The 24,551-nt window shown below is 70.5% G+C and carries 23 protein-coding genes; 11 read left to right on the forward strand and 12 right to left on the reverse strand.

Going from position 1 to position 24,551, the window contains the following annotated elements; genetic code table 11:
- Window positions 1–190: alpha amylase C-terminal domain-containing protein (locus tag ACZ7M2_RS07475; RefSeq protein ID WP_471594544.1), on the forward strand; the 190-nt coding region annotated here is incomplete at its 5' end.
- A 63-nt stretch (window positions 191–253) separates the two neighbouring features.
- Here ACZ7M2_RS07475 and ACZ7M2_RS07480 read toward each other — a convergent pair.
- The 4 genes from ACZ7M2_RS07480 to ACZ7M2_RS07495 all read right to left on the reverse strand — a co-directional run bounded on the left by ACZ7M2_RS07480 (window position 254) and on the right by ACZ7M2_RS07495 (window position 4,007).
- On the reverse strand, window positions 254–2,551 hold the full coding sequence (locus ACZ7M2_RS07480) for a HelD family protein (protein ID WP_471595194.1): 2,298 nt from the start codon (window positions 2,549–2,551) through the stop codon (window positions 254–256).
- A gap of 154 nt (window positions 2,552–2,705) precedes the next feature.
- Window positions 2,706–3,020 carry a thioredoxin family protein gene (locus ACZ7M2_RS07485; protein ID WP_471594545.1) on the reverse strand — a complete coding sequence of 105 codons (315 nt, stop codon included), beginning with the start codon at window positions 3,018–3,020 and terminating at the stop codon, window positions 2,706–2,708.
- A gap of 14 nt (window positions 3,021–3,034) precedes the next feature.
- A complete protein-coding gene (locus tag ACZ7M2_RS07490; protein WP_054233164.1) occupies window positions 3,035–3,463 on the reverse strand; it encodes a MerR family transcriptional regulator in 429 nt (142 codons plus the stop codon).
- A gap of 28 nt (window positions 3,464–3,491) precedes the next feature.
- Window positions 3,492–4,007 carry an Lrp/AsnC family transcriptional regulator gene (locus ACZ7M2_RS07495; RefSeq protein ID WP_471594546.1) on the reverse strand — a complete coding sequence of 172 codons (516 nt, stop codon included), beginning with the start codon at window positions 4,005–4,007 and terminating at the stop codon, window positions 3,492–3,494.
- Window positions 4,008–4,105: 98 nt separating this feature from the next.
- Between ACZ7M2_RS07495 and ACZ7M2_RS07500 the strand changes: the two genes are divergently transcribed.
- Complete coding sequence (locus tag ACZ7M2_RS07500; protein WP_471595195.1) at window positions 4,106–5,011, forward strand: NAD-dependent epimerase/dehydratase family protein; 906 nt, start codon at window positions 4,106–4,108, stop codon at window positions 5,009–5,011.
- 27 nt (window positions 5,012–5,038) lie between these two features.
- On the opposite strand, the gene ACZ7M2_RS07505 is transcribed toward ACZ7M2_RS07500, so the two are convergent.
- Window positions 5,039–5,809 (reverse strand): DUF2127 domain-containing protein, encoded by a 771-nt coding sequence (locus tag ACZ7M2_RS07505; RefSeq protein ID WP_471594547.1) that lies wholly within the window; start codon window positions 5,807–5,809, stop codon window positions 5,039–5,041.
- A gap of 119 nt (window positions 5,810–5,928) precedes the next feature.
- A complete protein-coding gene (locus tag ACZ7M2_RS07510; RefSeq protein WP_471594548.1) occupies window positions 5,929–7,626 on the reverse strand; it encodes an MFS transporter in 1,698 nt (565 codons plus the stop codon).
- Window positions 7,627–7,785: 159 nt separating this feature from the next.
- Here ACZ7M2_RS07510 and ACZ7M2_RS07515 point away from each other — a divergent pair, with 159 nt between their 5' ends.
- Entirely contained in the window at window positions 7,786–8,403 is a 618-nt protein-coding gene (locus ACZ7M2_RS07515; protein WP_471594549.1) for a TetR/AcrR family transcriptional regulator, read from the forward strand.
- Window positions 8,404–8,562: 159 nt separating this feature from the next.
- On the opposite strand, the gene ACZ7M2_RS07520 is transcribed toward ACZ7M2_RS07515, so the two are convergent.
- On the reverse strand, window positions 8,563–9,984 hold the full coding sequence (locus ACZ7M2_RS07520; protein WP_471594550.1) for a cation:dicarboxylate symporter family transporter: 1,422 nt from the start codon (window positions 9,982–9,984) through the stop codon (window positions 8,563–8,565).
- Window positions 9,985–10,175: 191 nt separating this feature from the next.
- Here ACZ7M2_RS07520 and ACZ7M2_RS07525 point away from each other — a divergent pair, with 191 nt between their 5' ends.
- Window positions 10,176–11,894: an ATP-binding protein gene (locus tag ACZ7M2_RS07525; protein ID WP_471594551.1), complete on the forward strand. Its 1,719-nt coding sequence runs from the start codon at window positions 10,176–10,178 to the stop codon at window positions 11,892–11,894.
- Window positions 11,891–12,571: a response regulator gene (locus ACZ7M2_RS07530; protein WP_054233170.1), complete on the forward strand. Its 681-nt coding sequence runs from the start codon at window positions 11,891–11,893 to the stop codon at window positions 12,569–12,571. The genes ACZ7M2_RS07525 and ACZ7M2_RS07530 overlap by 4 nt, the downstream gene beginning before the upstream one ends.
- A gap of 12 nt (window positions 12,572–12,583) precedes the next feature.
- Here the strand turns inward: ACZ7M2_RS07530 and ACZ7M2_RS07535 are convergent, their stop codons facing one another.
- Genes ACZ7M2_RS07535 through ACZ7M2_RS07545 form a run of 3 tightly spaced genes read right to left on the reverse strand, consistent with a single transcriptional unit; the run spans window position 12,584 to window position 15,227 of the window.
- On the reverse strand, window positions 12,584–13,624 hold the full coding sequence (locus tag ACZ7M2_RS07535) for an NAD(P)-dependent alcohol dehydrogenase (RefSeq protein WP_471594552.1): 1,041 nt from the start codon (window positions 13,622–13,624) through the stop codon (window positions 12,584–12,586).
- 35 nt (window positions 13,625–13,659) lie between these two features.
- Window positions 13,660–14,451, reverse strand: coding sequence for an SDR family NAD(P)-dependent oxidoreductase (locus ACZ7M2_RS07540; protein ID WP_471595196.1), 792 nt, complete (start codon window positions 14,449–14,451; stop codon window positions 13,660–13,662).
- An 8-nt stretch (window positions 14,452–14,459) separates the two neighbouring features.
- Entirely contained in the window at window positions 14,460–15,227 is a 768-nt protein-coding gene (locus tag ACZ7M2_RS07545) for a TetR/AcrR family transcriptional regulator (RefSeq protein WP_471594553.1), read from the reverse strand.
- Between the two features lie 217 nt (window positions 15,228–15,444).
- On the opposite strand from ACZ7M2_RS07545, the gene ACZ7M2_RS07550 reads away from it, so the two are divergent.
- The 3 genes from ACZ7M2_RS07550 to ACZ7M2_RS07560 are packed head-to-tail and all read left to right on the forward strand — an operon-like array spanning window position 15,445 to window position 18,516.
- On the forward strand, window positions 15,445–16,815 hold the full coding sequence (locus ACZ7M2_RS07550; RefSeq protein ID WP_471594554.1) for an extracellular solute-binding protein: 1,371 nt from the start codon (window positions 15,445–15,447) through the stop codon (window positions 16,813–16,815).
- A complete protein-coding gene (locus ACZ7M2_RS07555; RefSeq protein ID WP_352051527.1) occupies window positions 16,812–17,675 on the forward strand; it encodes a carbohydrate ABC transporter permease in 864 nt (287 codons plus the stop codon). The genes ACZ7M2_RS07550 and ACZ7M2_RS07555 overlap by 4 nt, the downstream gene beginning before the upstream one ends.
- A gap of 1 nt (window position 17,676) precedes the next feature.
- The gene (locus ACZ7M2_RS07560) at window positions 17,677–18,516 is read left to right on the forward strand and encodes a carbohydrate ABC transporter permease (RefSeq protein WP_352051528.1); all 840 of its coding nucleotides are present in this window, start codon (window positions 17,677–17,679) and stop codon (window positions 18,514–18,516) included.
- A gap of 12 nt (window positions 18,517–18,528) precedes the next feature.
- Here ACZ7M2_RS07560 and ACZ7M2_RS07565 read toward each other — a convergent pair whose 3' ends face one another.
- On the reverse strand, window positions 18,529–19,026 hold the full coding sequence (locus ACZ7M2_RS07565) for a GNAT family N-acetyltransferase (protein ID WP_471594555.1): 498 nt from the start codon (window positions 19,024–19,026) through the stop codon (window positions 18,529–18,531).
- 198 nt (window positions 19,027–19,224) lie between these two features.
- Between ACZ7M2_RS07565 and ACZ7M2_RS07570 the strand changes: the two genes are divergently transcribed.
- Entirely contained in the window at window positions 19,225–19,854 is a 630-nt protein-coding gene (locus tag ACZ7M2_RS07570; RefSeq protein WP_471595197.1) for a helix-turn-helix domain-containing protein, read from the forward strand.
- A gap of 55 nt (window positions 19,855–19,909) precedes the next feature.
- Here ACZ7M2_RS07570 and ACZ7M2_RS07575 read toward each other — a convergent pair whose 3' ends face one another.
- The gene (locus ACZ7M2_RS07575; protein WP_054233176.1) at window positions 19,910–20,935 is read right to left on the reverse strand and encodes an ATP-dependent 6-phosphofructokinase; all 1,026 of its coding nucleotides are present in this window, start codon (window positions 20,933–20,935) and stop codon (window positions 19,910–19,912) included.
- 218 nt (window positions 20,936–21,153) lie between these two features.
- Here ACZ7M2_RS07575 and pta point away from each other — a divergent pair, with 218 nt between their 5' ends.
- Window positions 21,154–23,232, forward strand: coding sequence for a phosphate acetyltransferase (gene pta / locus ACZ7M2_RS07580; protein WP_471594556.1), 2,079 nt, complete (start codon window positions 21,154–21,156; stop codon window positions 23,230–23,232).
- Window positions 23,233–23,267: 35 nt separating this feature from the next.
- Entirely contained in the window at window positions 23,268–24,485 is a 1,218-nt protein-coding gene (locus tag ACZ7M2_RS07585; RefSeq protein WP_471595198.1) for an acetate kinase, read from the forward strand.
- Window positions 24,486–24,551 lie beyond the last annotated feature (66 nt).

Genomic DNA, 24,551 nt, shown 5'->3' on the forward strand with positions numbered 1-24,551 from the left:
CCGCCTCGGCATCCCCGAATCCATCCCCGCCTGGCACGAAGTCCTCAACACCGACGCCGCCCGCTACGGCGGCAGCAACATCCACAACCCCCACCCCGTCAAACCCGAGCCCCACCCCGCCCACGCCCACCCCACCAGCATCCGCCTGACCCTGCCTCCCCTGGCCACGATCTGGCTGCGCCCCGCCTGACGCCTTCAGCGGCCACGACGAGGGCGGGGCGCAGGAGCGTGTGCTCCTCGCCCCGCCCGGTGGTCAGACCGTCGCCGCCCGCAGCGCCTCCGGCAGCTCGCCCTCGTACACGATCCCGAGCGCCTGCGTCGCCCGCGTCAGCGCCACGTACAGGTCGCTCGTGCCGTACCGCGCCGGTTCGACCACGAGGACGGAGTCGAATTCCAGCCCCTTGGCCTGCCGGGGGTCGAGGAGGACGACCGTCCGGGTCAGGTCGGGCTCCTCCCCCGCCGTCACGTCCTCCAGCCGGGCCGCGAGCGAGGTGTGCAGTTCACGGGGCGCGATCACCGCGAGCCGTCCCTCGGCGGGGGTCAGTTCGGCGACGGCCTTCGCGACGGTGCCGGGCAGGTCGTCCCCCGCGGCACGGGCCCACGGCCGTACGCCCGTGGAACGCACCGAACGCGGCGGCGCGAAGTCCGGGTGCCGCGCACGCAGGACACCCGCCGCCACGTCCATGATCTCGGACGGGGTGCGGTAGTTGACGGCGAGGCGCTTGTGCTCCCAGCGGTCCTCGACATAGGGGCTGAGGATCTCCGACCAGGAGCCCACTCCGGCCGCTTCGGCGGTCTGCGCGGGGTCGCCGACCAGGGTCATCGAGCGGGTCGGGCTGCGCCGCATCAGCAGGCGCCAGGCCATCGGCGAGAGCTCCTGCGCCTCGTCGACGATGATGTGGCCGAACGCCCAGGTCCGGTCGGCCGCCGCGCGTTCGGCGGCACTGCGGCGGTCGTCCTCCTCGTGCCGCTCGGCCATCCGCTCGGCGTCGATGATGTGGTGCGCGGACAGGACCTCGGAGTCCTCCTCGTCCTTGTCCTCGAACTCGTAGGTGCGGGAGGCGTAGGACACGTCCAGCACGCCCTGCGCGTACGCCACCTGGGTGCGGCGTTCCTGGTCGGCGAGGGCGCGGGCCACGCGGTCGTCCTCGCCGAGCAGTTCTGCGGCCTCGTCGAGGAGGGGGACGTCGGCGGTGGTCCAGGCCCGGGTGACCGGGCGGCGGATCGCGGCCGCGTCCTCGTCCGGGACGTATCCCTCGGGGTCCGCGAGGAAGTCGGCGATCAGGCGCTGCGGGGTCAGCCGCGGCCACAGCTGGTCGATGGCCGACCAGACCTCGGGGTTCTCGGCGAGGTCGTCGCGGATCTGGGTGATGTCGCTCGGGTCGAGCAGGTTCGAACCGTCGAAGGGGTCGGTGCCGATGCGCTCGGCCAGCATGTCGGTGAGCGTGTTGAGGATGTGGCCCTCGAAGTACTCGCGGGCCACGTTGTGCGGCAGCTGCGCCTCGCGGGTGCGCTCCCGGGCGACCTGGACGAGCCCGGCGTCGAGCATCAGGATGTCCCGGTCGTGCTCGATCGCGATGACAGGGTCGGGCAGCGCCTGGCGGCTGTGGACCACGGCGGCGAGCACCTCGGCCATGTCGGCGCGGCCCTTCACGGCGGCGGCCCGCGGGGCGTCGGTGGCGGTCGCCCGGACGCCGGGGAACAGTTCGCCGACGGTCGCGAGCAGCACGCCCGTCTCGCCGAGCGAGGGCAGTACCTCGCCGATGTAGCCGAGGAAGGCGGGGTTCGGTCCGACGATCAGGACGGCGCGCTTCGCCAGCAGTTCCCGGTACTCGTACAACAGGTACGCGGCCCTGTGCAGCGCCACGGCCGTCTTTCCGGTGCCGGGGCCGCCCTCGACGACCAGCACGCCCTTGTGCGGGGCGCGGATGATCCGGTCCTGTTCGGCCTGGATGGTCTGCACGATGTCGCTCATGCGGCCGGTGCGCGCCGAGTTCAGCGCGGCCAGCAGTACGGCGTCGCCGGTCGGGTCCTCGTGGCCGGTGCGCTCGTGGTCGCCGAGGTCGAGGATCTCGTCGTGCAGGTCGGTCACCCGGCGGCCGTCGGTGGTGATGTGCCGGCGGCGGCGCAGGTCCATCGGCGTGTGGCCGGTGGCGAGGTAGAAGGGGCGGGCGACCGGGGCCCGCCAGTCGATGAGGATGGGGGTGTGCTCGGTGTCGTCGGCGCGCACGCCGATACGGCCGATGTGATGGCTGACGCCGGAGGTCAGGTCGATCCGGCCGAAGCAGAGCGAGCCGTCCACGGCGTTCAGCGCGGCCAGCAGGCCCGAGCGCTCGGCGACCAGCACGTCCCGTTCGAGCCTGGCCTGCATGGGTGTGTTGCCCTGCGCGAGCGCGTCGCCGACGGAGGCCTCGGTGTCGCCCCGCAGCACGTCCACGCGTGCGTACAACCCGTCGATGAATTCCTGCTCGTGCAGCAATTCATCGTCGGGAAATCCTGTGGTGCCCTCTGCGTTTGCGCCCCTGTTTGACAATTCCGCTCCCGGCCGGATATACTGTGCCCAGTGAACTTCTCCGCGACTCAATTCTTCCGAAGTCGCGAATCATTCAATATACGCAGGGAAATCCCCCGAGCGCAATTGCTCGGGGGATTTCTTGTAGTTCTGCTGTATATCGGCGAGATCATGGTCGGAGCACGCCGGACGGTCAGAGCACGTCGGACAGCTCCTCCAGCAGCCGGCGCTTCGGCTGGGCGCCCACCATCGACTTCACCGGCTCGCCACCGCGGAACACCATGAACGTGGGCATCGACAGCACCCGGTAGGCGTTCGTCGTCAGCGGGTTGGTGTCCACGTCCAGCTGGACCACCTTGAGCCGCTCGCCCTCCTCGGCCGCCAGGGCGCTGAGCACCGGCCCCATCTGCCGGCACGGCGGGCACCAGTCGGCCGTGAACTCCACCAGCACCGGGAGCTCGGCGCCGATCACCTCCGTCTCGAAGTCCGCGTCCGTCACCGAAGCCACGCCTGCCACCTTGATCACCGTGTCCGCCCTTCCAGTTCGCATACGGGTTCCGGGCCGCCCGGAACCTCCGCCTCGGCCGCCAGTTCGTCACGCGCCCGCTCGGCCCGCGCCAGCTGCGCGCCGACCTCGGCCCGCACGGCCTGCAACTCGTCGATCAGCGAGTCGAGCTCGCCCAGCTTGCGCCGGTAGACCGCGAGCGAGGCCGGACAGGAGTCGCCCTCCGGGTGCCCCGCCCGCAGACACTCCACGAAGGGCCGGGTCTCCTCCAGGTCGAACCCGAAGTCCTGCAGCGTCCTGATCTGCCGCAGCAGCCGCAGGTCGTGCTCGTCGTACGTCCGGTACCCGTTCTCGCCCCGTCGCGCGGGCAGCAGCCCCCGCGACTCGTAGTACCGAAGAGTCCGCGTGGTGGTCCCGGCCCGCGCCGCCAGCTCGCCGATTCGCATGCCCCGACGGTATTCCTTGACGCCGACGTCAACGCAAGGGCAGCAGTGGCTTACGCGGCACCGGTGAGGACAGGACGATCGAGGTCGTCGTGCGCCCCAGTGCGGAGGTCTGTTCCAGGACGTCCTCCAGGTGGAGTGTGTCCGCGACGGCGACCTTGAGGATCCAGCAGTCCTCGCCGACGACGTGGTGGACCTCGATGATCTCCGGGCGGGAGATCAGCTCCAGGGTCCTGGGGTGGCGCAGGGTGTAGCCGCCGTGCGGGTCGACGCGGACGAAGGCCTGGATGCCGTAGCCGAGGAGGGGCGGTGAGACATGGGCGCCGTAACCGGTGACGGCTCCCGTGGACTCCAGCCGGCGCACGCGTTCGGCGACGGCCGCCGGGCTCAGCCGGACGCGCCGGCCCAGCTCGCTGAGCCTGATCCGGCCGTCGCTCTGCAGCAGTTCCAGGATCTGCCGGTCCACCGCGTCGAAGGCCGCCGATGTTTCGTCGGCGGTGGCGCGCGGTTGCCGTGGTTCCTTCGGTACAGCGGTCGGATCTCCCATGTCTCCCCCTTCAGACGTGACGCGTACGCCGGGAGAATTATGACCACAGAGGCCCGGTGGGTGCGGGAAGTGCGAGGGGGAGGAACGCCGTGCGCGAGATACGCGAGATAGGTGTCATTGGCGGAAACCGCTATTTCGGAAAGCGGCTGATTGCCCGGCTGCTGGCCGCCGGAGACCACGTCACCGTCATCAATCGCGGTTCCTCCGCACCGCCCGCCGGGGCGATCCATCTCGTCGCGGACCGCAATGACGGGAATTCCCTGGAGAAGGCGCTGGGTTCACGCACCTTCGATGTCGTGGTCGACCAGGTCTGCTACACACCGCGGCAGGCGGAGATCGCCCGACGGATCTTCGCGGGACGCACCCGGCGGTACGTCATGACCTCCACGGTCGAGGTGTACGAGTACGAGGACTCGGCGGATCTCGTACGGGAGGACGCCGTGGACCCCCGTACCGTGCCCGTCGACCTCGGACTCCCCTGGGACGAGCCGGAGTTCCTCGAGGGCCACTACGGGGAGGGCAAGCGCCAGGCCGAGGCCGTGTTCGCGGCCGGCCCCGCGTTCCCGTACACGGCCGTCCGGGTGGCCCACGTCCTGGGCGGGGACGACGACTTCACCGGCCGCCTCCAGCACTACGCGAAGCGCATCCGCACGGGCGAGGCGATCGCCGTACCGCCCGTGAACCGCCCGGCGACGTACATCCACGTCGAGGAGATCGCCGACTTCCTGTTCTGGGCGGCGGGCGAGGACTTCACGGGCCCGGTCAACGCGGCCTCCCACGGGCCGCTGACCACGCGGGAGCTGTGCGAGGCGATCGCCGCGCACCTCCCGGACGGCACGATCCTCCTGCGGCCCGTCGAGGTCGGCGCGGTCTCCCCGTTCTCCTTCAGCCGTTCCTACGGCATGGACAACTCCCGGGCCGCCCTGCTCGGGTTCACCTTCGGCGACGCACGGGCGTGGCTGCCGCGCGCCGTGGCCGAGACCCTGGGCTCCGACCGCTCGTAGACGCGGGCGCTGACGCCGTTCGGGGCGTCAGGCGTGCGCGGACACGCCCGCCGACTCCTCGACCTCCAGCAGCGACGCGCTGTGCCGCTCCTCCTCGAACGCCTTGCGTCCGCCGCGCAGCCCGAAGAGGCGTTTGGCGAGGGCGATGTAGAGGACGGCGAGGATGTTGAGGACCAGGGTCGCGATCTTCAAGTAGCTGACGTGCTCGGTGAGTTCGTAGATCTCCAGGGGCAGGAAGGCGGCGGTGGCGACCACCGTCAGATACTCCGCCCAGCGCTTGGCGTACCAGAGGCCGCCCGCCTCGACGAGTTCGATCAGCGCGTACGCCAGCAGCGCCGCGGCCACCAGGGCCAGCGTGGAGTGCTTGTAGCCGAAGGACTTCTGGATGGTGCCGACGACCGGCGAGTGGTCGAGGTCGTAGTGGAAGTGCTTGAAGACCGGCCGGAAGACGTCGAGGTTCTCGTTGAAAAGACGGCGGACCGCGTCCTGGCTGTTGCTGAATTTCCATACCGCTACGGCCACGAGCACGATGAACACCCCGCGCACGGCCCGTTCGATCGCCAGGAAGCGCAGGATGAACAGGTCACGCAGCACCTTGCCGCGCGGCACCAGCGGCGCGTCCTGCGCGGGGCCCGAGCCATGTGGTTCGCCCAGCACGAAGTCGCCGCAGCGCAGACAGCGCCAGGCCTCGCCGAGACTCGTCTCGGCGCGCAGCCGCCGGCGCAGTTCCGGCTCGCCGGGCGCGTACGTCACATGACCTTTGCGCGCGCACGTCCGCCGGTCCCAGTCGATCTTCATACTCCGTGTCCTCCGCAGAACGTGCCGTGCCGTGCCGGTCAGTCCGGCACGGCACCGTAGTGCATGTTCTACGAGACGGCGGCCCGAGGGTCACGGTTCCGAGGCGGGCGGGGGTGGGCTCAGCGCGTCGCCGCGCCGGTGAGTTCCGGCTGTTCCTCCGCCGCCTGCTCCGGGGCCCCCTCCGGGTGCGCGCCGCCCTTCCGGGGCAGCAGGAAGGCGACCAGCACGGTTCCCACGCCCAGGATCACCGCACCGATCAGGCTGGTGTGCGCCACCGCGTCCGAGAAGGACGAGCCGACGGCGTCCGCCATCCGCTGAGCCCCGTGCGCGAGTTGGTCGGCCTGTGCCTTCAGCTGCGCGGCCTTCTCGGTGTTCCCGGCGTGCCCCGCCCGCGCGGCCTGTTCGCCGAGCTGCCGGGCCTTGTCACCGATGCCCTGGGCGACCGCGTAGCCCGCGCCGACCGAGTCCTGCGCCGTGGACAGGGCGCCCGCCGGGAGCTTGCTGCCCGCGGTGGCGTCCGAGAGGTGCGCGGAGTACGAACTCGCCAGCACGGAACCGAGGATCGCGATGCCGAGCGAGCCGCCGAGCTCGAGCGAGGTGTCGTTGACGGCTCCGCCGACGCCGAGTTCGGCCTCGGGGAACGCGCCCATGATGGCGTCCGTGCAGGGCGAGAGCGCGAGTCCGATCGCCAGGCCCAGGAGGGTGAGGGGCAGCACGAGATCGCCGTAGGAGGATGCCGCGTCGACCCGGGTGAGCAGCGCGAGCGCCGCCGTGCCGCCGACCATGCCCGCGGTCGCCGTGATCTTCATGCCGATGCGCGGGGTGAGGTATCCGGTGAGCGCCGAGCCGACGAACACGGCCCCGGCGAGCGGCAGCATCCGCACCCCGGTGTCCAGCGCGTCGTAGCCGAGGACGAACTGGAGGTGCTGGGTGAGGTAGTAGAAGGCGCCGAAGACGGCCAGGAAGAAGAGGGCGACGGCGAGGTTGGAGCCCGCGAACCGGCGGTGGGCGAAGCGGCGTACGTCGACGACCGGGCGCGGGTGGCGCAGTTCCCACACCACGAAGGCCACCAGGCCGGCCCCCGCGACGACCGCGGCGGTCACGGCTTTGACGCCCCATCCGAAGTGCGGCCCCTCGATGATCATGTAGACCAGCGAGCCGATCCAGACCACGGACAGCAGGCCGCCGACATGGTCGATGCGGTGGTGGTGCGCGGCCCTGGACGGCGGTACGAGGACGAGGGCGCCGACGATCGCGAGCGCGGCGATGGGGACGTTGATCAGGAACGTGGACGACCAGCCGTGGTGCTCCAGCAGCGCACCGGCGACCAGTGGCCCGGCCGCGATGGCGAGTCCGGCGGTGGCGGTCCACAGGGTGATCGCCTTCGCCCGCTCCTCGCGCGGGAAGGTCGCGGCGAGCAGGGAGAGCGTCGCGGGCATGATCAGGGCGGCGCCGACGCCCATCACGGCACGGGCCGCGATGACCCCGGTGGAGCTGTCGACGAGCGAGCCCGCGACCGCGCCCCCGCCGAACACGACGAGTCCCAGGATGAGCGCCCCGCGCCGGCTGTACTTGTCGCCGATCGCGCCGAGCAGCAGCATCAGCGCGGCGTACGGGACGGTGTAGCCGTCGATGACCCACTGCAGGTCCGCGCTGGACAGGCCCAGGTCCTGGGTCATGTCCGGGGCCGCGACGGTGAGGGCGGTGTTCGCCATCACGATGATCAGCAGGCTCAGGCAGAGCACCAGCAGCGCCCACCAGCGCCGGGCGTAGGGCCGGTCCATCCCCTCGACCGGTTCGTTCATGACGAGACGCATGACTACGGTCGCCCTCTCTCTCGTTCCTCTTGCACGCTGATGTGCAATTGCTCAACCATGTGCAATGTACGTCCATGCACAGCACTGTGCAAATGGAGGAGGTGGAGCCCTTGTGGAGGGCACGAGTGATCACCTCGCGCGGATCCGGGGGCGTGCAGAATGGCAGCCATGACCATGGGTAGTGCCAGCCGCGCGGACGCGAACCGCCGCCGCATCCTCGACGTCGCGCTCGCCGAGCTGCTGCGCGACCCCGACGCGTCCATGGACCAGATCGCACGGGCCGCGGGCGTCGTACGGCGCACGGTGTACGGGCACTTCCCCAGCCGCGAGGTGCTGATCAGCACGTTGACCGACGGCGCGGTGGAGGCGGTGGCCGCGGCGCACGCGGCGGGCCGGGAGAGCGGCCGGGACCCGGCGGAATCACTGGTCCGCTCGACGCTCGCCGTCTGGGAGATCGCCGACCGCTACCGGCTGCTGGTCGCCCTCGCCCAGCGCAGCGTCACGGTCCAGGGCATCCGCGAGCGGCTCACGCCGGTGCGCGAGGCCTGCGCGGAGCTGCTGCGGCGCGGCCTCGACCAGGGCGTGTTCGAGTCTCCGCTGCCGGCGCCCGCGCTGGCGTACGTGCACGAGCAGATGCTGTTCGCCCTCATGGAGGCGGTGAACGACGGCCTGCTGGCACCGGAAGAGGCGGGCCGCTCCGCCGCGATCACCATGCTGACCGCGGCGGGCGTACCCGCCTCCAGAGCCACCGAACTGGTGACCAAGCTGAGCGATTGAGCTTGTCCGACACATACACCGAGCGGCCAGGTCTACGGGGGGGAGAACCTGGCCGCCCGGCGGCTTGGGGGACTTATGAGCCCCGTGGGTGGGGCGCCCCGTCAGGGGCGCGGGGAACTGCGCGATCAGCCACGACGGACCCGCAGCTCCAAACGGCGCTTACGCTTTCGCCAGCTCCTTCTCGCCGCCCTGCTCCGGCACCTCCGGGGCGACGTCGATCGCGTCGTCCTCGTCGCTGTCCAGCAGAGTCGTCTCGTCGAACGGCAGCTCCCCGGCGAGAACCCGGTTCACCCGCTCCTTGTCGACCTCACCGGTCCATGTACCGATGAGCAGCGTGGCGACCGCGTTGCCCGCGAAGTTGGTGACCGCGCGCGCCTCGCTCATGAACCGGTCGATACCGATGATCAGGCCGACACCGTCCACCAGCGCGGGCTTGTGCGACTGCAGACCACTGGCCAGGACGGCGATACCGGAGCCGGAGACACCCGCCGCGCCCTTCGAGGCGACCATCATGAAGAGCAGCAGACCGATCTGCTGGCCGATGCTCATCGGCTGGTCCATCGCGTCGGCGATGAACAGCGACGCCATGGTCAGGTAGATCATCGTGCCGTCGAGGTTGAAGGAGTAGCCGGTCGGCACGGTGATGCCGACGACCGGGCGGCTGACACCCAGGTGCTCCATCTTGGCGATGAGCCGCGGCAGCGCGGACTCGGACGACGAGGTCGAGACGATCAGCAGGAACTCCCGGCCGAGGTACTTCAGCAGCTGGAAGAGGCTGACCTTGGCGACGAGCTTCGTCAGCGTGCCGAGCACGATGACGATGAAGAGCGCACAGGTGATGTAGAAGCCGAGCATGATCGTGCCCAGCGCCTTCAGCGCGTCCATACCGGTCTCGCCGATGACGGCCGCCATGGCACCGAAGGCACCGACCGGCGCGGCCCACATGATCATGCCCAGGATGCGGAAGACCAGCTTCTGGATGTGCTCGACACCCTTCAGCACCGGCTGCCCCGCACGGCCCATGGCCTGCAGCGCGAAGCCCACGAGGAGGGCGATCAGCAGGGTCTGGAGCACCTGGCCCTCGGTGAAGGCCGAGACGAAGGTGGTCGGGATGATCCCGAGGATGAAGTCGACGGGGCCCTCGGCGGCGGCCTCGGCCTGCGTGTGCCCGACGCCCTTCACGGCCTCGGTCAGATGCATCCCGCTGCCCGGGTGGATGATGTTGCCGACGACCAGGCCGATGGCCAGCGCCACGAAGGACATGCAGATGAAGTAGCCGAGCGCGAGACCGCCGACCTTGCCGACCTTGGCGGCCTTGCGTACCGAGCCGACGCCGAGCACGATCGTGCAGAAGATGATCGGGGAGATCATCATCTTGATCAGGCTCACGAAGCCCGTGCCGATCGGCTTGAGCTCCTTGGCGAAGTCCGGCGCGGCGAACCCGACGGCGATGCCGAGCACAACCGCGATGATCACCGCGATGTACAGATAGTGGGTGCGGTCCCGCTTGGCGGCGGGTGCGGCAGGTGCCGTTTGGGTGCTGGCCACGGCTGCCCTCCTTGACGACGTCATCGGCATCATCCGGCGTGCGGCTCACGTCCGGCGGAACCCGGGGTGCGGCGTGCTCCGCGGGATCCCGGAATGCGGCTCACTCGGGGGATCCCGGGGTGCGGCTCGCTCCGGGGGATGCGGTGACTATCTCCCGCCCTGTGAGGGCGGTCACCCTTCCGTTCATTTAGTTCACACTTATCAGCAGAGGCAGACTGAACGACATGCGCTTCCTCCCCGTCCCGCGAGCCCGCAGCCTGGCCGGCCAGCTCTTCGCCATGCAGGCCGTGCTCATCGCGGTGCTCGTCGCGGGGTACGCGCTGTTCAGTTACGTCAGCGACCGCAGCCAGGCCGAGGACGCGGCGGGCCGCCAGGCCATGGCCGTGGCCCGTTCGATCGCCGACGCACCCTCCGTCCGGGACGCCATCCGCACCACGAACCCCACCAAGGACCTCCAGCCGTACGCGCTCCAGGTACAGCGGGACACCGGCGTGGACTTCGTGACGATCATGAACCCGCAGGGCATCCGCTGGACCCACCCCGACGAGACGCTGATCGGCAAGCACTTCCTCGGACACATCGGGCCCGCCCTGCACGGCAAGTCCTTCACGGAGACCTACACGGGCAGCCTCGGGGCGTCCGTCCGTGCCGTCACCCCGGTCCTGGACAACGGCCACATCGTCGGCCTGGTCAGCGCGGGCATCAGGGTCGAGGCGATCACCCAGCGCGTGCAGGACCAGGTGACCGCCCTCATCGGCGTCGCGGGCAGCGCACTCGTGCTCGGCGGCATCGGCACCTACGTCATCAACGCCCGGCTGCGCCGCTCCACCCACGGCATGAACGCGGCCGAGCTGAGCCGGATGCACGACTACCACCAGGCCGCGCTGCACGCCGTGCGCGAGGGGCTGCTGATGCTGGACGGGCAGTACAGGGTGGCGCTGATGAACGACGGCGGGCGGGAGCTGCTGGGGGTGACGGACGAGGTCGTCGGACACTCCGTGGCCGAACTCGGGCTGCCCGCACCGCTCACGGGCGCCCTGCTGTCGGCGGCGCCGCGGGTGGACGAGGTGCATCTGACGGCGTCGCGCGTGCTGGTCGTGAACACCTCCCCGGTGTCCGGCGGCGAGCGGCGCGGCACGGTGGTCACCCTGCGCGATGTGACCGAACTCCAGTCCCTGATGGGCGAGCTGGACTCCGAGCGCGGCTTCACCCAGGCGTTGCGCTCGCAGGCGCACGAGGCCGCGAACCGGCTGCACACGGTGGTCTCGCTGATCGAGCTCGGGCGCGCCGAGGAGGCCGTCGAGTTCGCCACCGCCGAGCTCGAACTCGCCCAGACGCTCACCGACGAGGTGATCTCGGCGGTCAGCGAGCCGGTCGTCGCCGCCCTGCTGCTGGGCAAGGCGGCCCAGGCGAACGAGCGGGGCGTGGAGCTGGTGGTGTCGGAGGAGAGCGGTATCGACGACGGGCTGCTCCAGACCGGTCTGCCCGCCCGTGACCTGGTCACCGTGCTGGGCAATCTGATCGACAACGCGATGGACGCGGCGCAGGGGACGGTGGGGGCGCGGGTGACCGTCACGGCCTTCACGGACGCCTCCGGCCTGGTCCTGCGGGTCGCCGACACGGGCGCGGGAGTCGACCCCGCCCACGCGGAGGCGGTCTTCCAGCGCGGCTGGTCCACCAAACCGGCGGGGCCCGGCGGCCGAGGCCTCGGGCTGGCCCTCGTACGCCAGGCGGTGAGCCGGCACAACGGCACGCTGACGATGGCGGAGGCGCGCGGGGGCGGGGCGGAGTTCGAGGCGCGACTGCCGTTGCCTACGGTGGCCCCGGGCGCCCCTGCCGCACCCGTGCCCGAGGCCGCCGAAGAGGCGGCCCCGGCCGCCGCCGAAGGGGCCGCCGCCGAGCCCGAGTCCGCCCAGCACGCCCTGCCTGGAGGCGACGTATGACCGCCGACCCCATCCGCGTCCTCGTCGTCGAGGACGACCCGGTCGCCGCCGACGCGCACGTCATGTACGTGGGCCGGGTGCCCGGCTTCACCGCCGTCGGCAAGGCGCACACGGGCGCGGAGGCGCGGCGCGCGCTGGACCGTACGCCGGTGGACCTGCTGCTGCTCGACCTGCACCTGCCGGACGTGCACGGACTCCAGCTCGCCCGCTCCCTGCGTGCCGCCGGCTATCACGCGGACGTGATCGCGGTGACGTCCGCGCGGGACCTCGCGGTCGTCAGGGAAGGCGTCTCGCTCGGGGTCGTCCAGTACGTCCTGAAGCCCTTCACCTTCGCCACCCTGCGCGACCGCCTCGTGCGGTACGCCGAGTTCCACGCGGCGGTGGGCGAGGCGAGCGGCCAGGACGAGGTGGACCGCGCCCTGGCCACCCTGCGCGCCCCCGGCCCGGCCGCCCTCCCCAAAGGCCTCAGCGCGCCGACGCTGGAACGGGTCACCCGGACGCTGCGGGACAGCGCCGAGGGCCTGACGGCGGCCGGGGTCGCGGAGTCGGTCGGCATCTCCCGGATCACGGCCCGGCGCTATCTGGAGCACCTGGTGGAGGCGGGACGGGCGGCGCGGGCTCCGCAGTACGGGCAGGTGGGGCGGCCGGAGTTGCAGTACCGGTGGGTCAAGGGCTGATCGCGCGGGGCGTCAGCCGTTCGGCAGGATCACGGCGCGCCCGTTCACCTTCCCGGCGTGCAGCCGCTCGTACGCGAGGGGTGCCTCGTCGAGGGAGTACGTCTCGGTGTGCACGGAGACGGCTCCGGTGCGGGCGAGGTCGAGGACCTCGATCAGCTCACCGCGGGAGCCCCAGTAGGGGGCGTGGACCGACACCTCGAAGGGCAGTGCGCCGAAGCCGACGGGCAGGGCGCCCCCGCCGATCCCGACGATGCTGATCTCGCCCTCCACCGCGGCGAGCGCCCCGGCGGTCCGCACGGTCGGCTCGGCGCCGACGAAGTCGAACACGGCCTGGGCGCCGATGCCGCCGGTGAGTTCACGTACCTTCGCCGCGGCCCCGGCGTCGGACAGGACGGTCTCGTGCGCCCCGACGTTTCGGGCGAGCGCGAGCTTGTCCTCGCTGACGTCGAGGGCGATCACCCGGGCCGCGGTCATCGCCCGCAGCAACTGGATGGCGACGTGGCCGAGTCCGCCGGTACCGATGACGACGGCGGTGGACCCGGGCAGCAGCTTGGGCAGTGCACGCTTGATCGCGTGGTACGGGGTCAGCCCGGCATCCGTGAGGGGCACCGCGGCGACCGGGTCGAGACCGTCGAGCGGTACGAGGTGACGGGCGTCGTCGACGATCAGGTACTCGGCCATCGCACCGGGCGCACCGAGCCCCGGTGGGCGGATGCCGAGCTCGTCGGCGCGCAGACAGTAGTTCTCCTTGCCCTCGGCGCACTTGGCGCAGAGGCCGCAGCCCCACGGCCCGTACACGGCGACCGGGTCGCCCGCCTTCAGCCCGCTCACTCCGTCTCCGAGCGCGGCGACCGTGCCCGCGCCCTCGTGTCCGAGGGTCAGCGGCAGGGCGTACGGGAAACTCTCGGCGGGCCAGCTCATCACGGCGATGTCCGAGTGGCAGACGCCCGCCGCGGAGACCTTCAACAGGACCTGTCCGGGGCCGGGTTCGGGATCGGGGACGGTGACGACCTCGGGGGCGGCGCCGATGGTGCGGTACTGGAGTGCCTTCATTCTTCCAAACTCCTTCGAAGGGGGCCGCTGGTGGCTCAGACGGCCGTGTAGGCGCCGTCGACCAGGTGGTAGCTGCCCTGGACGAAGGAGGCGCGCCCGGAGAGCAGGAAGGTGATCAGCTCGGCGACCTCCTCGGGGCGGCCGAGGCGGCCGGCCGGGTGCAGCGCGACCAGGCCGTCGTACTGGGCCTTCTCCATCTCCTTCAGCAGCGGGGTGTCGATGAAGCCGGGGCCGACCGCGTTGACGCGGATGCCCTTCGGGGCGTACTCGGCGGCCGCGGCCTTCGTCAGTCCCACCACGCCGTGCTTGGCGGCGACGTACGCGGACGAGCCGGCCGAGGCGACCGAGCCGAGGATCGAGGAGACGTTGACGATCGCGCCGCCCGTGCCCGCCGCCTCGATGGCCGGAAGCTCGTAGCGCAGGGAGTGGAAGACACCGTCGAGGTTCGTGCGCACCACTCGGTTGTAGGCGTCGATGTCGTACGCGCCGGTGGGCACGACCGGTCCGCCGACGCCCGCGTTGTTCACCGCGAGGTGCAGGCCGCCGAAGGTGTCGACGGCGAACGCGACGGCCGCCTCGACGGACTCGGGCCGGGTGACGTCGACCGCGACGGCGGTGGCGTGGATGCCCTCGGCCCGGAGTTCGGCGGCGGCCTTCTCGGCGCCCTCGGCGTTGTGGTCGGCGATGACGACGCCCGCACCGCCGGCGCCGAGGCGGCGGGCGGTGGCGAGGCCGATGCCGGAGGCGGCGCCGGTGACGAGGGCGGCCTTGCCGGAGAACTCGGTGGAGTAGTCGGGGACGGGGGCGCTGGGGGTGGTGAGGGCCATGTCGCTGATCACTTTCCTGATGCGGGGGTGGTGCGGTGGGAGGCCGCGAGGGCGGCCTCTCCCATCAGGGCGTCGTAGGCCTGCTCCACGAGAGCGGCGAGGTCGACGGCGTCCGGGTCGTGGTGGTCTTCGGGGCGGTCGCCGGGGTGCGCGTCGCGACGCTCGCCGGGCTCCGCGTCGGGGTGGTCCGGCCGTCTGCCGCGCGCCCAGGCGCGCAGCGCGGCGGTGAGGACGCCCGCGGCGGCGTCGACGACGACGGCCGGGCGCAGATCGCGGACGTCGTCGACGGCGAGCCGGTCGGCGATGATGCGGATCGACTCCTCCTGGGCGTCGACGCGGATGCGCTCGTACGCGGCGAACAGCGCGGGTTCGGTGTCGACGAGGGCGAGCAGCGCGCGCATGCGCGGCCGTATGTGCGAGGCCGGGTTCTCCCGGTCGGCGAGCCAGTCGGCGACGGCACTGCGGTAGGCCAGGAGCGGGGGTTCGTCGGCGGGCCGGGACCGCAGGAGGGCGTTGATGCGGTCCCCATCGCCCCGGACGAAGTCGAGGGCGGCGTCCTCCTTGCCCACGAAGTGGCGGCTGAAGGTGCGGCGGGTGACGTCGGCACGGTCGGCGACGGCCCCGACGGTGACGTCGGCGAGGCCGCGTTCCAGGATCAGGTCGAGCGCGGCGGCGGCCAGTGCGTCGCGGGTCTGCCGGGCCTTGCGCTGCCGACGGTCCTCGACTCCGTCCTGAGCCGGGACGGGGTCGGGAAAGGTGTCCTCGTTGACCTTCATGTTCCCGACCGTACCCCACCAGATGTCCCAATGGGACATGAGACCCGATGAGACTCATGTCCCATCGGGACACCAAACGCCCTCACGCGCCTCCCGCTCTCCGTGGGCCGCCGCAAGGTCACGAGCCGCTGCAAGGTCATTGACGTGGACTAGTCCACGCTCTTACGTTCACCAGGCAGACAACTCGGCCACCAATGACGTCGGCCAGTAGGAGGTCGTGCCCGTGCGCCCCACCGCCGCCCCGCTGCTCCTCGCCACTCTGCTCACCGCCACCGCGCTCAGCGCCTGCGGATCGGGCTCCGGAAGCGATCCGGACACCGTGAAGATCTCCTTCAAGCAGTCCACGGACAACTCGATCCGCGTCATGGACACCTACTTGGGGGAGATGAAGAAGGAGTTCGAGAAGGCCAACCCCGGCAAGAAGGTCGAACTCGTCCCGATCAAGGCCCCGGACTCCGAGTACTACACCAAGCTCCAGCAGATGCTGAGATCCCCCAAGACGGCCCCCGACCTGGTCTACGAGGACACCTTCCTCATCAACTCGGACATCACGAGCGGGTACTTGAAGCCCCTGGACCCCTACCTCGACAAGTGGCCCGAGTGGAACCAGTTCATCGACACGGCGCAGTCGGCCGCGAAGGCGCAGGACGGGAAGACGTACGGCGTCCCGGACGGCACGGACACCCGGGGCCTCTGGTTCGACAAGGGCATCTTCAAGAAGGCGGGCCTGCCCGCCGACTGGCAGCCGAAGACGTGGGACGAGGTGCTGGCCGCCGCACGCACCATCAAGGCGAAGGTCCCCGGCGTCACCCCGCTCAACGTCTACACGGGCAAGCCGGCGGGCGAGGCGGCCACCATGCAGGGCTTCGAGATGCTGCTGTACGGGACGGGTGACGGCACGTCGGACCCTCTGTACGACACGGCGTCGAAGAAGTGGATCGCGGGCAGCCAGGCCTTCAAGGACGCGCTCACCTTCGTGCACACGGTCTACAAGGAGAAGCTGGGCCCCGATGTCTCGGACGCCCTGGACCCGAACTTCCCCACGACCGTCCGCGGCGAACTGATGCCCAAGGGCAAGCTCGGCATCAACCTGGACGGCAGCTGGCTGCCGCAGGACTGGCTGAAGGGCGCGGGCCACGAGTGGCCCGAGTGGTCGCAGAAACTCGGCCTCGCGTACATGCCGACGCAGACCGGCCAGGCTCCCGGCAAGGTGAGCATGTCCGGCGGCTGGACCTGGTCGATCCCCGCCAAGGCGTCCAACCCGGACCTCGCCTTCAAGTTCATCGAGACGATGCAGACCAAGGCGAACGCGCAGAAGTGGTACATCGCCAACTCCGGCATCGCGGTGCGCAGGGACGTGGCCTCGGACCCCGGATACGTGAAGGCGCAGCCCGGCATCAAGTTCTTCACGGACCTGGTCGCGAGCACGCACTACCGCCCCGCGTACCCGGCCTATCCCAAGGTCTCGACGGCCATCCAGGAGGCCATGGAGGGCGTGACGACGGGTGACAGCTCGGTCGACAAGGCGGCGAGCGGGTACGACGAGGAGCTGAAGACGGCCGCCGACAACCAGGTGATCAGGAAGTGAGGCTGCGCCGCACTCTGACCCGCGCCCTCCCCGTCACCCCCGCCGTCGCCCTCCTGCTCCTCTTCCTGGCGGGCCCGATCGCGTACTGCGCGTACATCGCCTTCACCGACCTCCAGCTCACCGGCCAGGCGCACTCGTCCTTCGTCGGCTTCGAGAACTTCCGGGCGGCGTTCAAGGACGACGCGTTCCTGAACGCGGTCTGGCTGACGCTGGTGTTCACGGTCCTGTCGTCACTGGTCGGCCAGAACACGCTGGGCCTGGCGCTGGCCTCGCTGATGCAGCGGGCGTCGAAGCCGGTGCGGACGGTCGTGGGCGGGATCGTGGTCACGGCGTGGGTGCTGCCGGAGGTGGTGGCGGGGTTCCTGCTGTACGCGTTCTTCCGACGGGAAGGCACGCTGAACGCGATCCTGGACTGGCTCCACCTGCCCACCCAGAACTGGCTGTTCACGCTGCCGATCCTGGCGGTGTCGTTCGCGAACGTCTGGCGGGGGACGGCCTTCTCCATGCTGGTGTACTCGGCGGCCCTGAACGAGATACCGAAGGAGATCACCGAGGCGGCGGAGGTGGACGGGGCGGGTGGCTGGCGCCGTATGTGGCACATCACGCTGCCGATGATCCGCCGCTCCATCGGCACGAACCTGATGCTCAACACCCTTCAGACGCTGTCGGTGTTCGGGCTGATCTGGGTGATGACGAGGGGCGGCCCGGGGAACAGGAGCCAGACGCTGCCGCTCTTCATGTACGAGCAGGCCTTCCAGAAGAGCATGATCGGATACGGCACCGCGGTGGCGCTGCTCCTGCTGGTGGTCGGCTCGCTGTTCTCGCTGGTGTACATGCGGCTGCTGCGGACGGAGGTCTGAGATGCCACGCACGCTCGGCTCCCGCCGCACCGGCCGCCGCCTGGCTGCCGACGCGGGCCTGCTGGTGGTGGCGGCCGCCTTCAGCCTCCCCCTGGCCTGGGTGGTCCTGTCCGCCCTCGACCCGCACGCGGGCCTCAGGGTGCAGGTCCCGGACGGTCTCACGCTGGACAACTTCGACGCGGTCCTGAAACCGGACATCACCTACACACCGCTGCTCAACAGCCTGATCCTGTGCGGGGGCGGGACGCTGCTCACGGTGGTGTGCGCGGCGCTGGCCGCGTATCCGCTGTCGCGGTTCCGCTCGCGACTGAACCGTCCCTTCCTCCTGACGATCCTCTTCGCGACGTGCCTGCCGATCACGGCCATCATGGTTCCGGTGTACGCGCTGTTCGTACGGGTGAACCTCATCGACACCGTGCAGGGCACGATCTTCTTCTTCGCCGCATCCCAACTCCCCTTCGCCATCTGGCTGATGAAGAACTTCATGGACGGTGTACCGAAGGAACTGGAGGAGGCGGCGTGGACGGACGGGGCGTCGTCGCTCCAGTCCCTGGTACGGATCGTGCTGCCGCTGATGGGGCCGGGGGTGGCGGTGGTGACGGTCTTCTCGTTCGTGATGATGTGGGGGAACTTCTTCGTCCCGTTCATGCTCCTGCTGACACCGGACCAGATGCCGGCGTCCGTGAGCATCAACGACTTCTTCGGAAATCGGGGAACGGTGGTCTACGGGCAGCTGGCAGCGTTCTCGGTCATCTACTCGACGCCGGTGATCCTGCTGTACGTGCTGGTGGCCAGGCGACTGGGCGGGGGGTTCGCGTTGGGCGGCGCGGTCAAGGGGTGACGGCCGGGCGCCCTACCCGCCGAGGCCGAGGCCCACTCCCTCCTCAAGCTCCAGCACCCCCACCGTCTGATCCCCGCTCGTCTCTCCGGTCGGCTTGAATCCCAGCCCGAGATAGAAGCCCTCCGGGCCGGTCTCGCCGGGGTGCCAGGTGACCGTGAGACGGGTGCCGCCGCGGCGCCTGATCTCGGCGGCCACGGCCTCGACCGCGAAGCGGCCGTACCCCCTGCCCTGTTCCCCGGCCGCGATGTTCAGACGCCACAGCCCGGAGCGGAGGTCGGCGCCCGTCTCGCCCTCGTCCCAGTCGATGTCGAAGAAGGCCATCAGGAACCCGACGGTCCGCTCCCCGTCCATGATGAGGCGGGGCCAGGCGACACCAGGATGCACATACGCCTCGGCCAGCGACTTCACCACCGGCGCGACCAGGTGTTCCTGATCGGCGCGGACCTTCAGCCCGATCGCGGTGTCGACATTGCCGGGGGTGATCTTCTCAAGGCGCGGCGCGGTCGTCATGTCTTCACCCTAGGTGACCCAATCAAGGGGCAGTGAGGGCAGAGCCGTATGTTCGTACGATCCGTGATTGTGGCCGAACAGACCGTAGTCACCATCGCCCCGGCCCCATATTTTGTGCGCGTGCAGCGACCGCAGGCCCCTCAGCCCACCCCGCCCTTCAACGCTCCGGCCGCCCGCAGACTGCGGGCTGCCCTCGGCATGGGCCCCGAGCACGTCGCGTACGGGATGAGAGCCTCCTACGGGCTGCCGTACGTCACTCCCGACCTCGTCCTGGCCTGGGAGAGAGGGACGACCACCCCCGGCGGTCCCGAACTCACCGCGCTCGCGGGCGTGTTGTGGTGCTCACCGGGTGAACTCATCGGCGCGCCACGGACGTTGCGTGAGCACCGCGTGTCACGCGGGCTGGCCCAGGAGGACGTCGCCCGTACCGTCGGCCTCGAACTCCTCGCCTACCAGCGGATGGAGGAGGCCGACGAGTGGCGCGGCAACGACCGGCAGTCGGTCGCCCTCGCCGACACCCTCGAACTGTCGCTGCGGGACTTCATCACCGTCACGGGACGCGACGGCAAGCTGGCCGAGCTGTTGCGCAGCGCGGTGACCACGCGCTGGCAGGCGTACGTCCGTCCGCTCGGGAAGATGATCCCGCTGGACCGACGCCTCCTGGAGGACGTCCTTCAGGAGATGCACACGGAGTACCAGGGGCAGATGGTGGTCACGCTCAGCTGGAGCAGCGGACCGGCGGCCGCCGACGCCGACGACTCCGGCCGTGACTTCCTCGACCGGATCGTCGATCACTTCTGGGCGATGGTCCAGAGAACCACGTACTGAGTCCGCTCGGACCGAGCTCGCACGACTCCAGGCCGTGCGACCCGGCCCGTACGACCTAGAACACCGACTCCGCCTCGTCCATCCGGTCCTTCGGCACCGTCTTCAGCTCCGTGACCGCCTCCGCCAGCGGCACCATCAGCACGTCCGTCCCCCGCAGCGCCGTCATCCGCCCGAAGTCACCCCGGTGCGCCGCCTCCACCGCGTGCCAGCCGAACCGCGTGGCGAGCACCCGGTCGTACGCGGTCGGGGTGCCGCCCCGCTGCACATGGCCGAGGATGACCGGCTTGGCCTCCTTGCCCAGGCGCCGCTCCAGCTCGTACGCCAGCGCCGTACCGATGCCCTGGAAGCGCTCGTGGCCGAACTGGTCGATGGCGCCGTGGCCGTAGTCCATGGTGCCCTCGACGGGGTGGGCACCCTCGGCGACGCAGATCACCGCGAACTTCTTGCCGCGGGCGAAGCGCTCCTCGACCATCGCCATCACGTCGGACGGGTCGAAGGGGCGCTCGGGCAGGCAGATGCCGTGGGCGCCGGCCGCCATGCCGGACTCCAGGGCGATCCAGCCCGCGTGCCGGCCCATGACCTCGACGACCATCACACGCTGGTGGGACTCGGCCGTGGTCTTCAGGCGGTCCATGGCCTCCGTGGCCACACCCACCGCCGTGTCGAAGCCGAAGGTCCGGTCGGTCGACGAGATGTCGTTGTCGATCGTCTTGGGGACACCGACCACCGGCAGCCCCGCGTCCGACAGCATCCGGGCGGCCGTCAGCGTGCCCTCGCCGCCGATCGGGATCAGCACGTCGATGCCGAACTCGCGGGCCATGTCCTGCGCGTTCTCGCAGGCCTCGCGGAGCCGGTCGCGCTGCAGCCGCGAGGAGCCGAGAATCGTGCCGCCGCGGGCGAGGATGCCGCTGACCGCGTTGAGGTCGAGGGTGCGGTAGCGGCCGTCGAGCAAGCCCGCGTAGCCGTCCTCGAAGCCGATGACCTCGTCCCCGAAATTGGTGACCGCTCGGTGCACGACCGACCGGATCACGGCGTTCAGGCCCGGGCAGTCGCCGCCTGCGGTGAGAACTCCGATACGCATCGTGCTGTGTCTCCTGCTCGCTGCTGGTACGTGTGAGCCGGTCCGATTGTTTCATGAGACGAAGGGCACCGACGATTCCCTCCTTCCCACCAGGACGTTTGTCCTGGCGGGCGCCTTAGCTACCCTCAGAGGTATTGTCAAGAGGGTTCCGCTCACCCCAGTGGGCCATTTTTCCGAGCCCCGAAACCACCCAGCGCCGCAACGGATGGAGAGCACGCGTGACCCGCAGCGTCTACGTGACCGGGATCGACCGCGGCGACGGCCGCCAGGTCGTCGAGCTGGGGGTCATGGAGCTCCTGACTCGCCAGGTCGACCGGGTGGGCGTCTTCCGTCCACTCGTCCACGACGGCCCGGACCGGCTCTTCGAGCTGCTGCGCGCCCGCTACCGGCTGACCCAGGACCCGGCGAGCGTGTACGGCATGGACTACCACGAGGCGTCCACGCTCCAGGCCGAGCAGGGCGCGGACGAACTGGTCTCCTCCCTCGTCGACCGGTTCCACCTCGTCGCCCGCGACTACGAAGTCGTCCTCGTCCTGGGCACCGACTTCGCCGACACCCAGTTCCCGGACGAGCTGGCGCTGAACGCACGGCTCGCGAACGAGTTCGGCGCCTCCGTGATCCCCGTGGTCGGCGGACGCGGGCAGACCGCCGAGTCCGTGCGCGCCGAGACACGCAACGCCTACCGCGCGTACGACGGTCTGGGCTGCGACGTCCTCGCCATGGTCGTGAACCGGGTGGCGCCGGCCGACCGCGCCGACATCAGCGAGCGGATCGACCACCGTCTGCCCATCCCCTGTTACGTGCTGCCCGACGAGCCCGCCCTCTCCGCGCCCACCGTCGCGCAGATCACCCACGCCCTCGGCGGCACGGTGCTCCTCGGCGACGACGCGGGCCTCGCCCGGGACGCGCTCGACTTCGTCTTCGGCGGCGCCATGCTGCCGAACTTCCTGAACGCCCTGACCCCGGGATGCCTCGTGGTCACCCCGGGCGATCGCGCCGACCTGGTCGTGGGCTCGCTCGCCGCGCACAGCGCCGGCACCCCGCCCATAGCCGGCGTGCTCCTCACCCTGAACGAGCGGCCCAGCGCCGAGGTCCTCACCCTCGCCGCCCGTCTCGCCCCCGGCACCCCGGTGATCTCGGTGGCCGGCAACTCCTTCCCCACCGCGGCCGAACTCTTCTCCCTGGAGGGGAAGTTGAACGCCGCCACCCCCCGCAAGGCGGAGACCGCCCTCGGCCTCTTCGAGCGGTACGTCGACACCAGCGATCTCCTCAGGCGCGTCTCCGCGCCGAGCAGCGACCGCCTCACCCCGATGATGTTCGAGCACAAGCTCCTCGAACAGGCCCGCTCCGACAAGCGCCGCGTCGTGCTCCCCGAGGGCACCGAGGCCCGCGTCCTGCACGCCGCGGAGGTGCTGCTGCGCCGGGGGGTGTGCGACCTGACGCTGCTCGGTCCGGTCGACCAGATCCGCAAGAAGGCCGCCGACCTCGGCATCGACCTCGGCGGCACCCAGCTGATCGACCCGGTCACCTCCGAGCTGCGCGAGCGCTTCGCCGAGAAGTACGCCGCCCTGCGCGCCCACAAGGGCGTCACCGTCGAGCTGGCCTACGACGTCGTCGCCGACGTGAACTACTTCGGGACGCTGATGGTGCAGGAGGGGCTCGCCGACGGCATGGTCTCCGGCTCCGTGCACTCCACCGCCGCGACCATCCGGCCCGCCTTCGAGATCATCAAGACCAAGCCGGACACCAAGATCGTCTCGTCCGTCTTCTTCATGTGCCTCGCCGACAAGGTCCTGGTCTACGGCGACTGCGCGGTGAACCCCGACCCGAACGCCGAGCAGCTCTGCGACATCGCCATCCAGTCGGCCGTCACCGCCGAACAGTTCGGCGTCGAGCCCCGGATCGCGATGCTGTCGTACTCGACGGGGACGTCCGGGTCGGGCGCCGACGTCGACAAGGTGCGCGAGGCCACCGACCTGGTGCGGCTGCGCCGCGACGACCTGAAGATCGAGGGGCCGATCCAGTACGACGCCGCGGTCGAGCCGACCGTCGCGGCGACCAAGCTGCCGGACTCGGAGGTCGCCGGGCAGGCGTCCGTGCTGATCTTCCCCGACCTGAACACCGGCAACAACACCTACAAGGCCGTACAGCGCTCGGCCGGCGCGATCGCCGTCGGCCCGGTCCTGCAGGGCCTGCGCAAGCCCGTCAACGACCTGTCCCGCGGGGCGCTGGTACAGGACATTGTCAACACGGTCGTGATCACGGCGATCCAGGCCCAGACTTCGAGCAGGGCATGACCACCACCATCCTCGACCCAGAAGGCACCCCCGCAGTGACCGCCACCCGCGTCCTCGTCCTCAACTCCGGCTCCTCGTCGGTGAAGTACCAGCTGCTCGACATGCGCGACAGCAGCCGTCTCGCCATGGGCCTCGTCGAGCGCATCGGCGAGGGCACCTCCCGGCTGAAGCACACGGCGCTCAGCACGGGCGAGACCCGCGAGACGACCGGCGCCATCGCCGACCACGCCGCCGCGCTCAAGGCCCTCGCCGAGGAGCTGGCCAAGGACGGCCTCGGCCTGGACTCCCCCGAGCTGGCCGCGATCGGCCACCGGGTGGTGCACGGCGGACAGCGGTTCACCGCGCCCACGGTCATCGACGAGGCCGTGCTCGCCGAGATCGAGCGGCTGATCCCGGTCGCCCCGCTGCACAACCCGGCGAACCTGACCGGTATCCGTACGGCCCAGGCGCTGCGCCCCGACCTGCCCCAGGTCGCCGTCTTCGACACCGCCTTCCACACGACGATGCCGGAGTCGGCGGCGCGCTACGCGATCGACGTGAAGACCGCCGACGAGTACCGCATCCGGCGCTACGGCTTCCACGGCACCTCGCACGCGTATGTGTCCCGGGCGACGGCCGAGCTCCTGGGCAAGGCCCCCGAGGACGTGAACGTCATCGTGCTGCACCTCGGCAACGGCGCGTCCGCCTCCGCCGTACGGGGCGGCCGCTGCGTGGACACCTCCATGGGGCTCACGCCGCTGGAGGGACTGGTCATGGGCACGCGGTCGGGCGACATGGACCCCGCGGTCATCTTCCATTTGATGCGCGTTGGCGGGATGTCCACGGACGAGATCGACACTTTGCTGAACAAGAAGAGCGGCCTGATCGGTCTGTGCGGCGACAACGACATGCGGGAGATCCGTCGCCGTGTCGACGAGGGTGACGAGCAGGCGCGGCTCGCCTTCGACATCTACATCCACCGCCTGAAGAAGTACATCGGCGCCTACTACGCGGTACTGGGCCGGGTGGACGCGATCGCCTTCACCGCCGGAGTGGGCGAGAACGCCGCTCCGGTGCGCGAGGCCGCGGTGGCCGGCCTGGAGGAACTCGGCCTGGCGGTCGACGCCGACCTGAACGCGGCTCGAGGGGACGGGCCCAGACTCGTCTCCCCCGAGGGCGCACGGGTCGCGGTCGCCGTGGTGCCGACCGACGAGGAACTGGAGATCGCCACGCAGACCTACGCACTCGTGGGCGCGTCCCACGACCTCATCTGAGCGGCACCACGCCTCGAACGGGGGGCAGGTGCCACCTCAGCTGAGCGGCAGCGCGCCCCTTTGTAT

It is taken from the genome of Streptomyces sp. NPDC111507 (genome assembly GCF_055638955.1).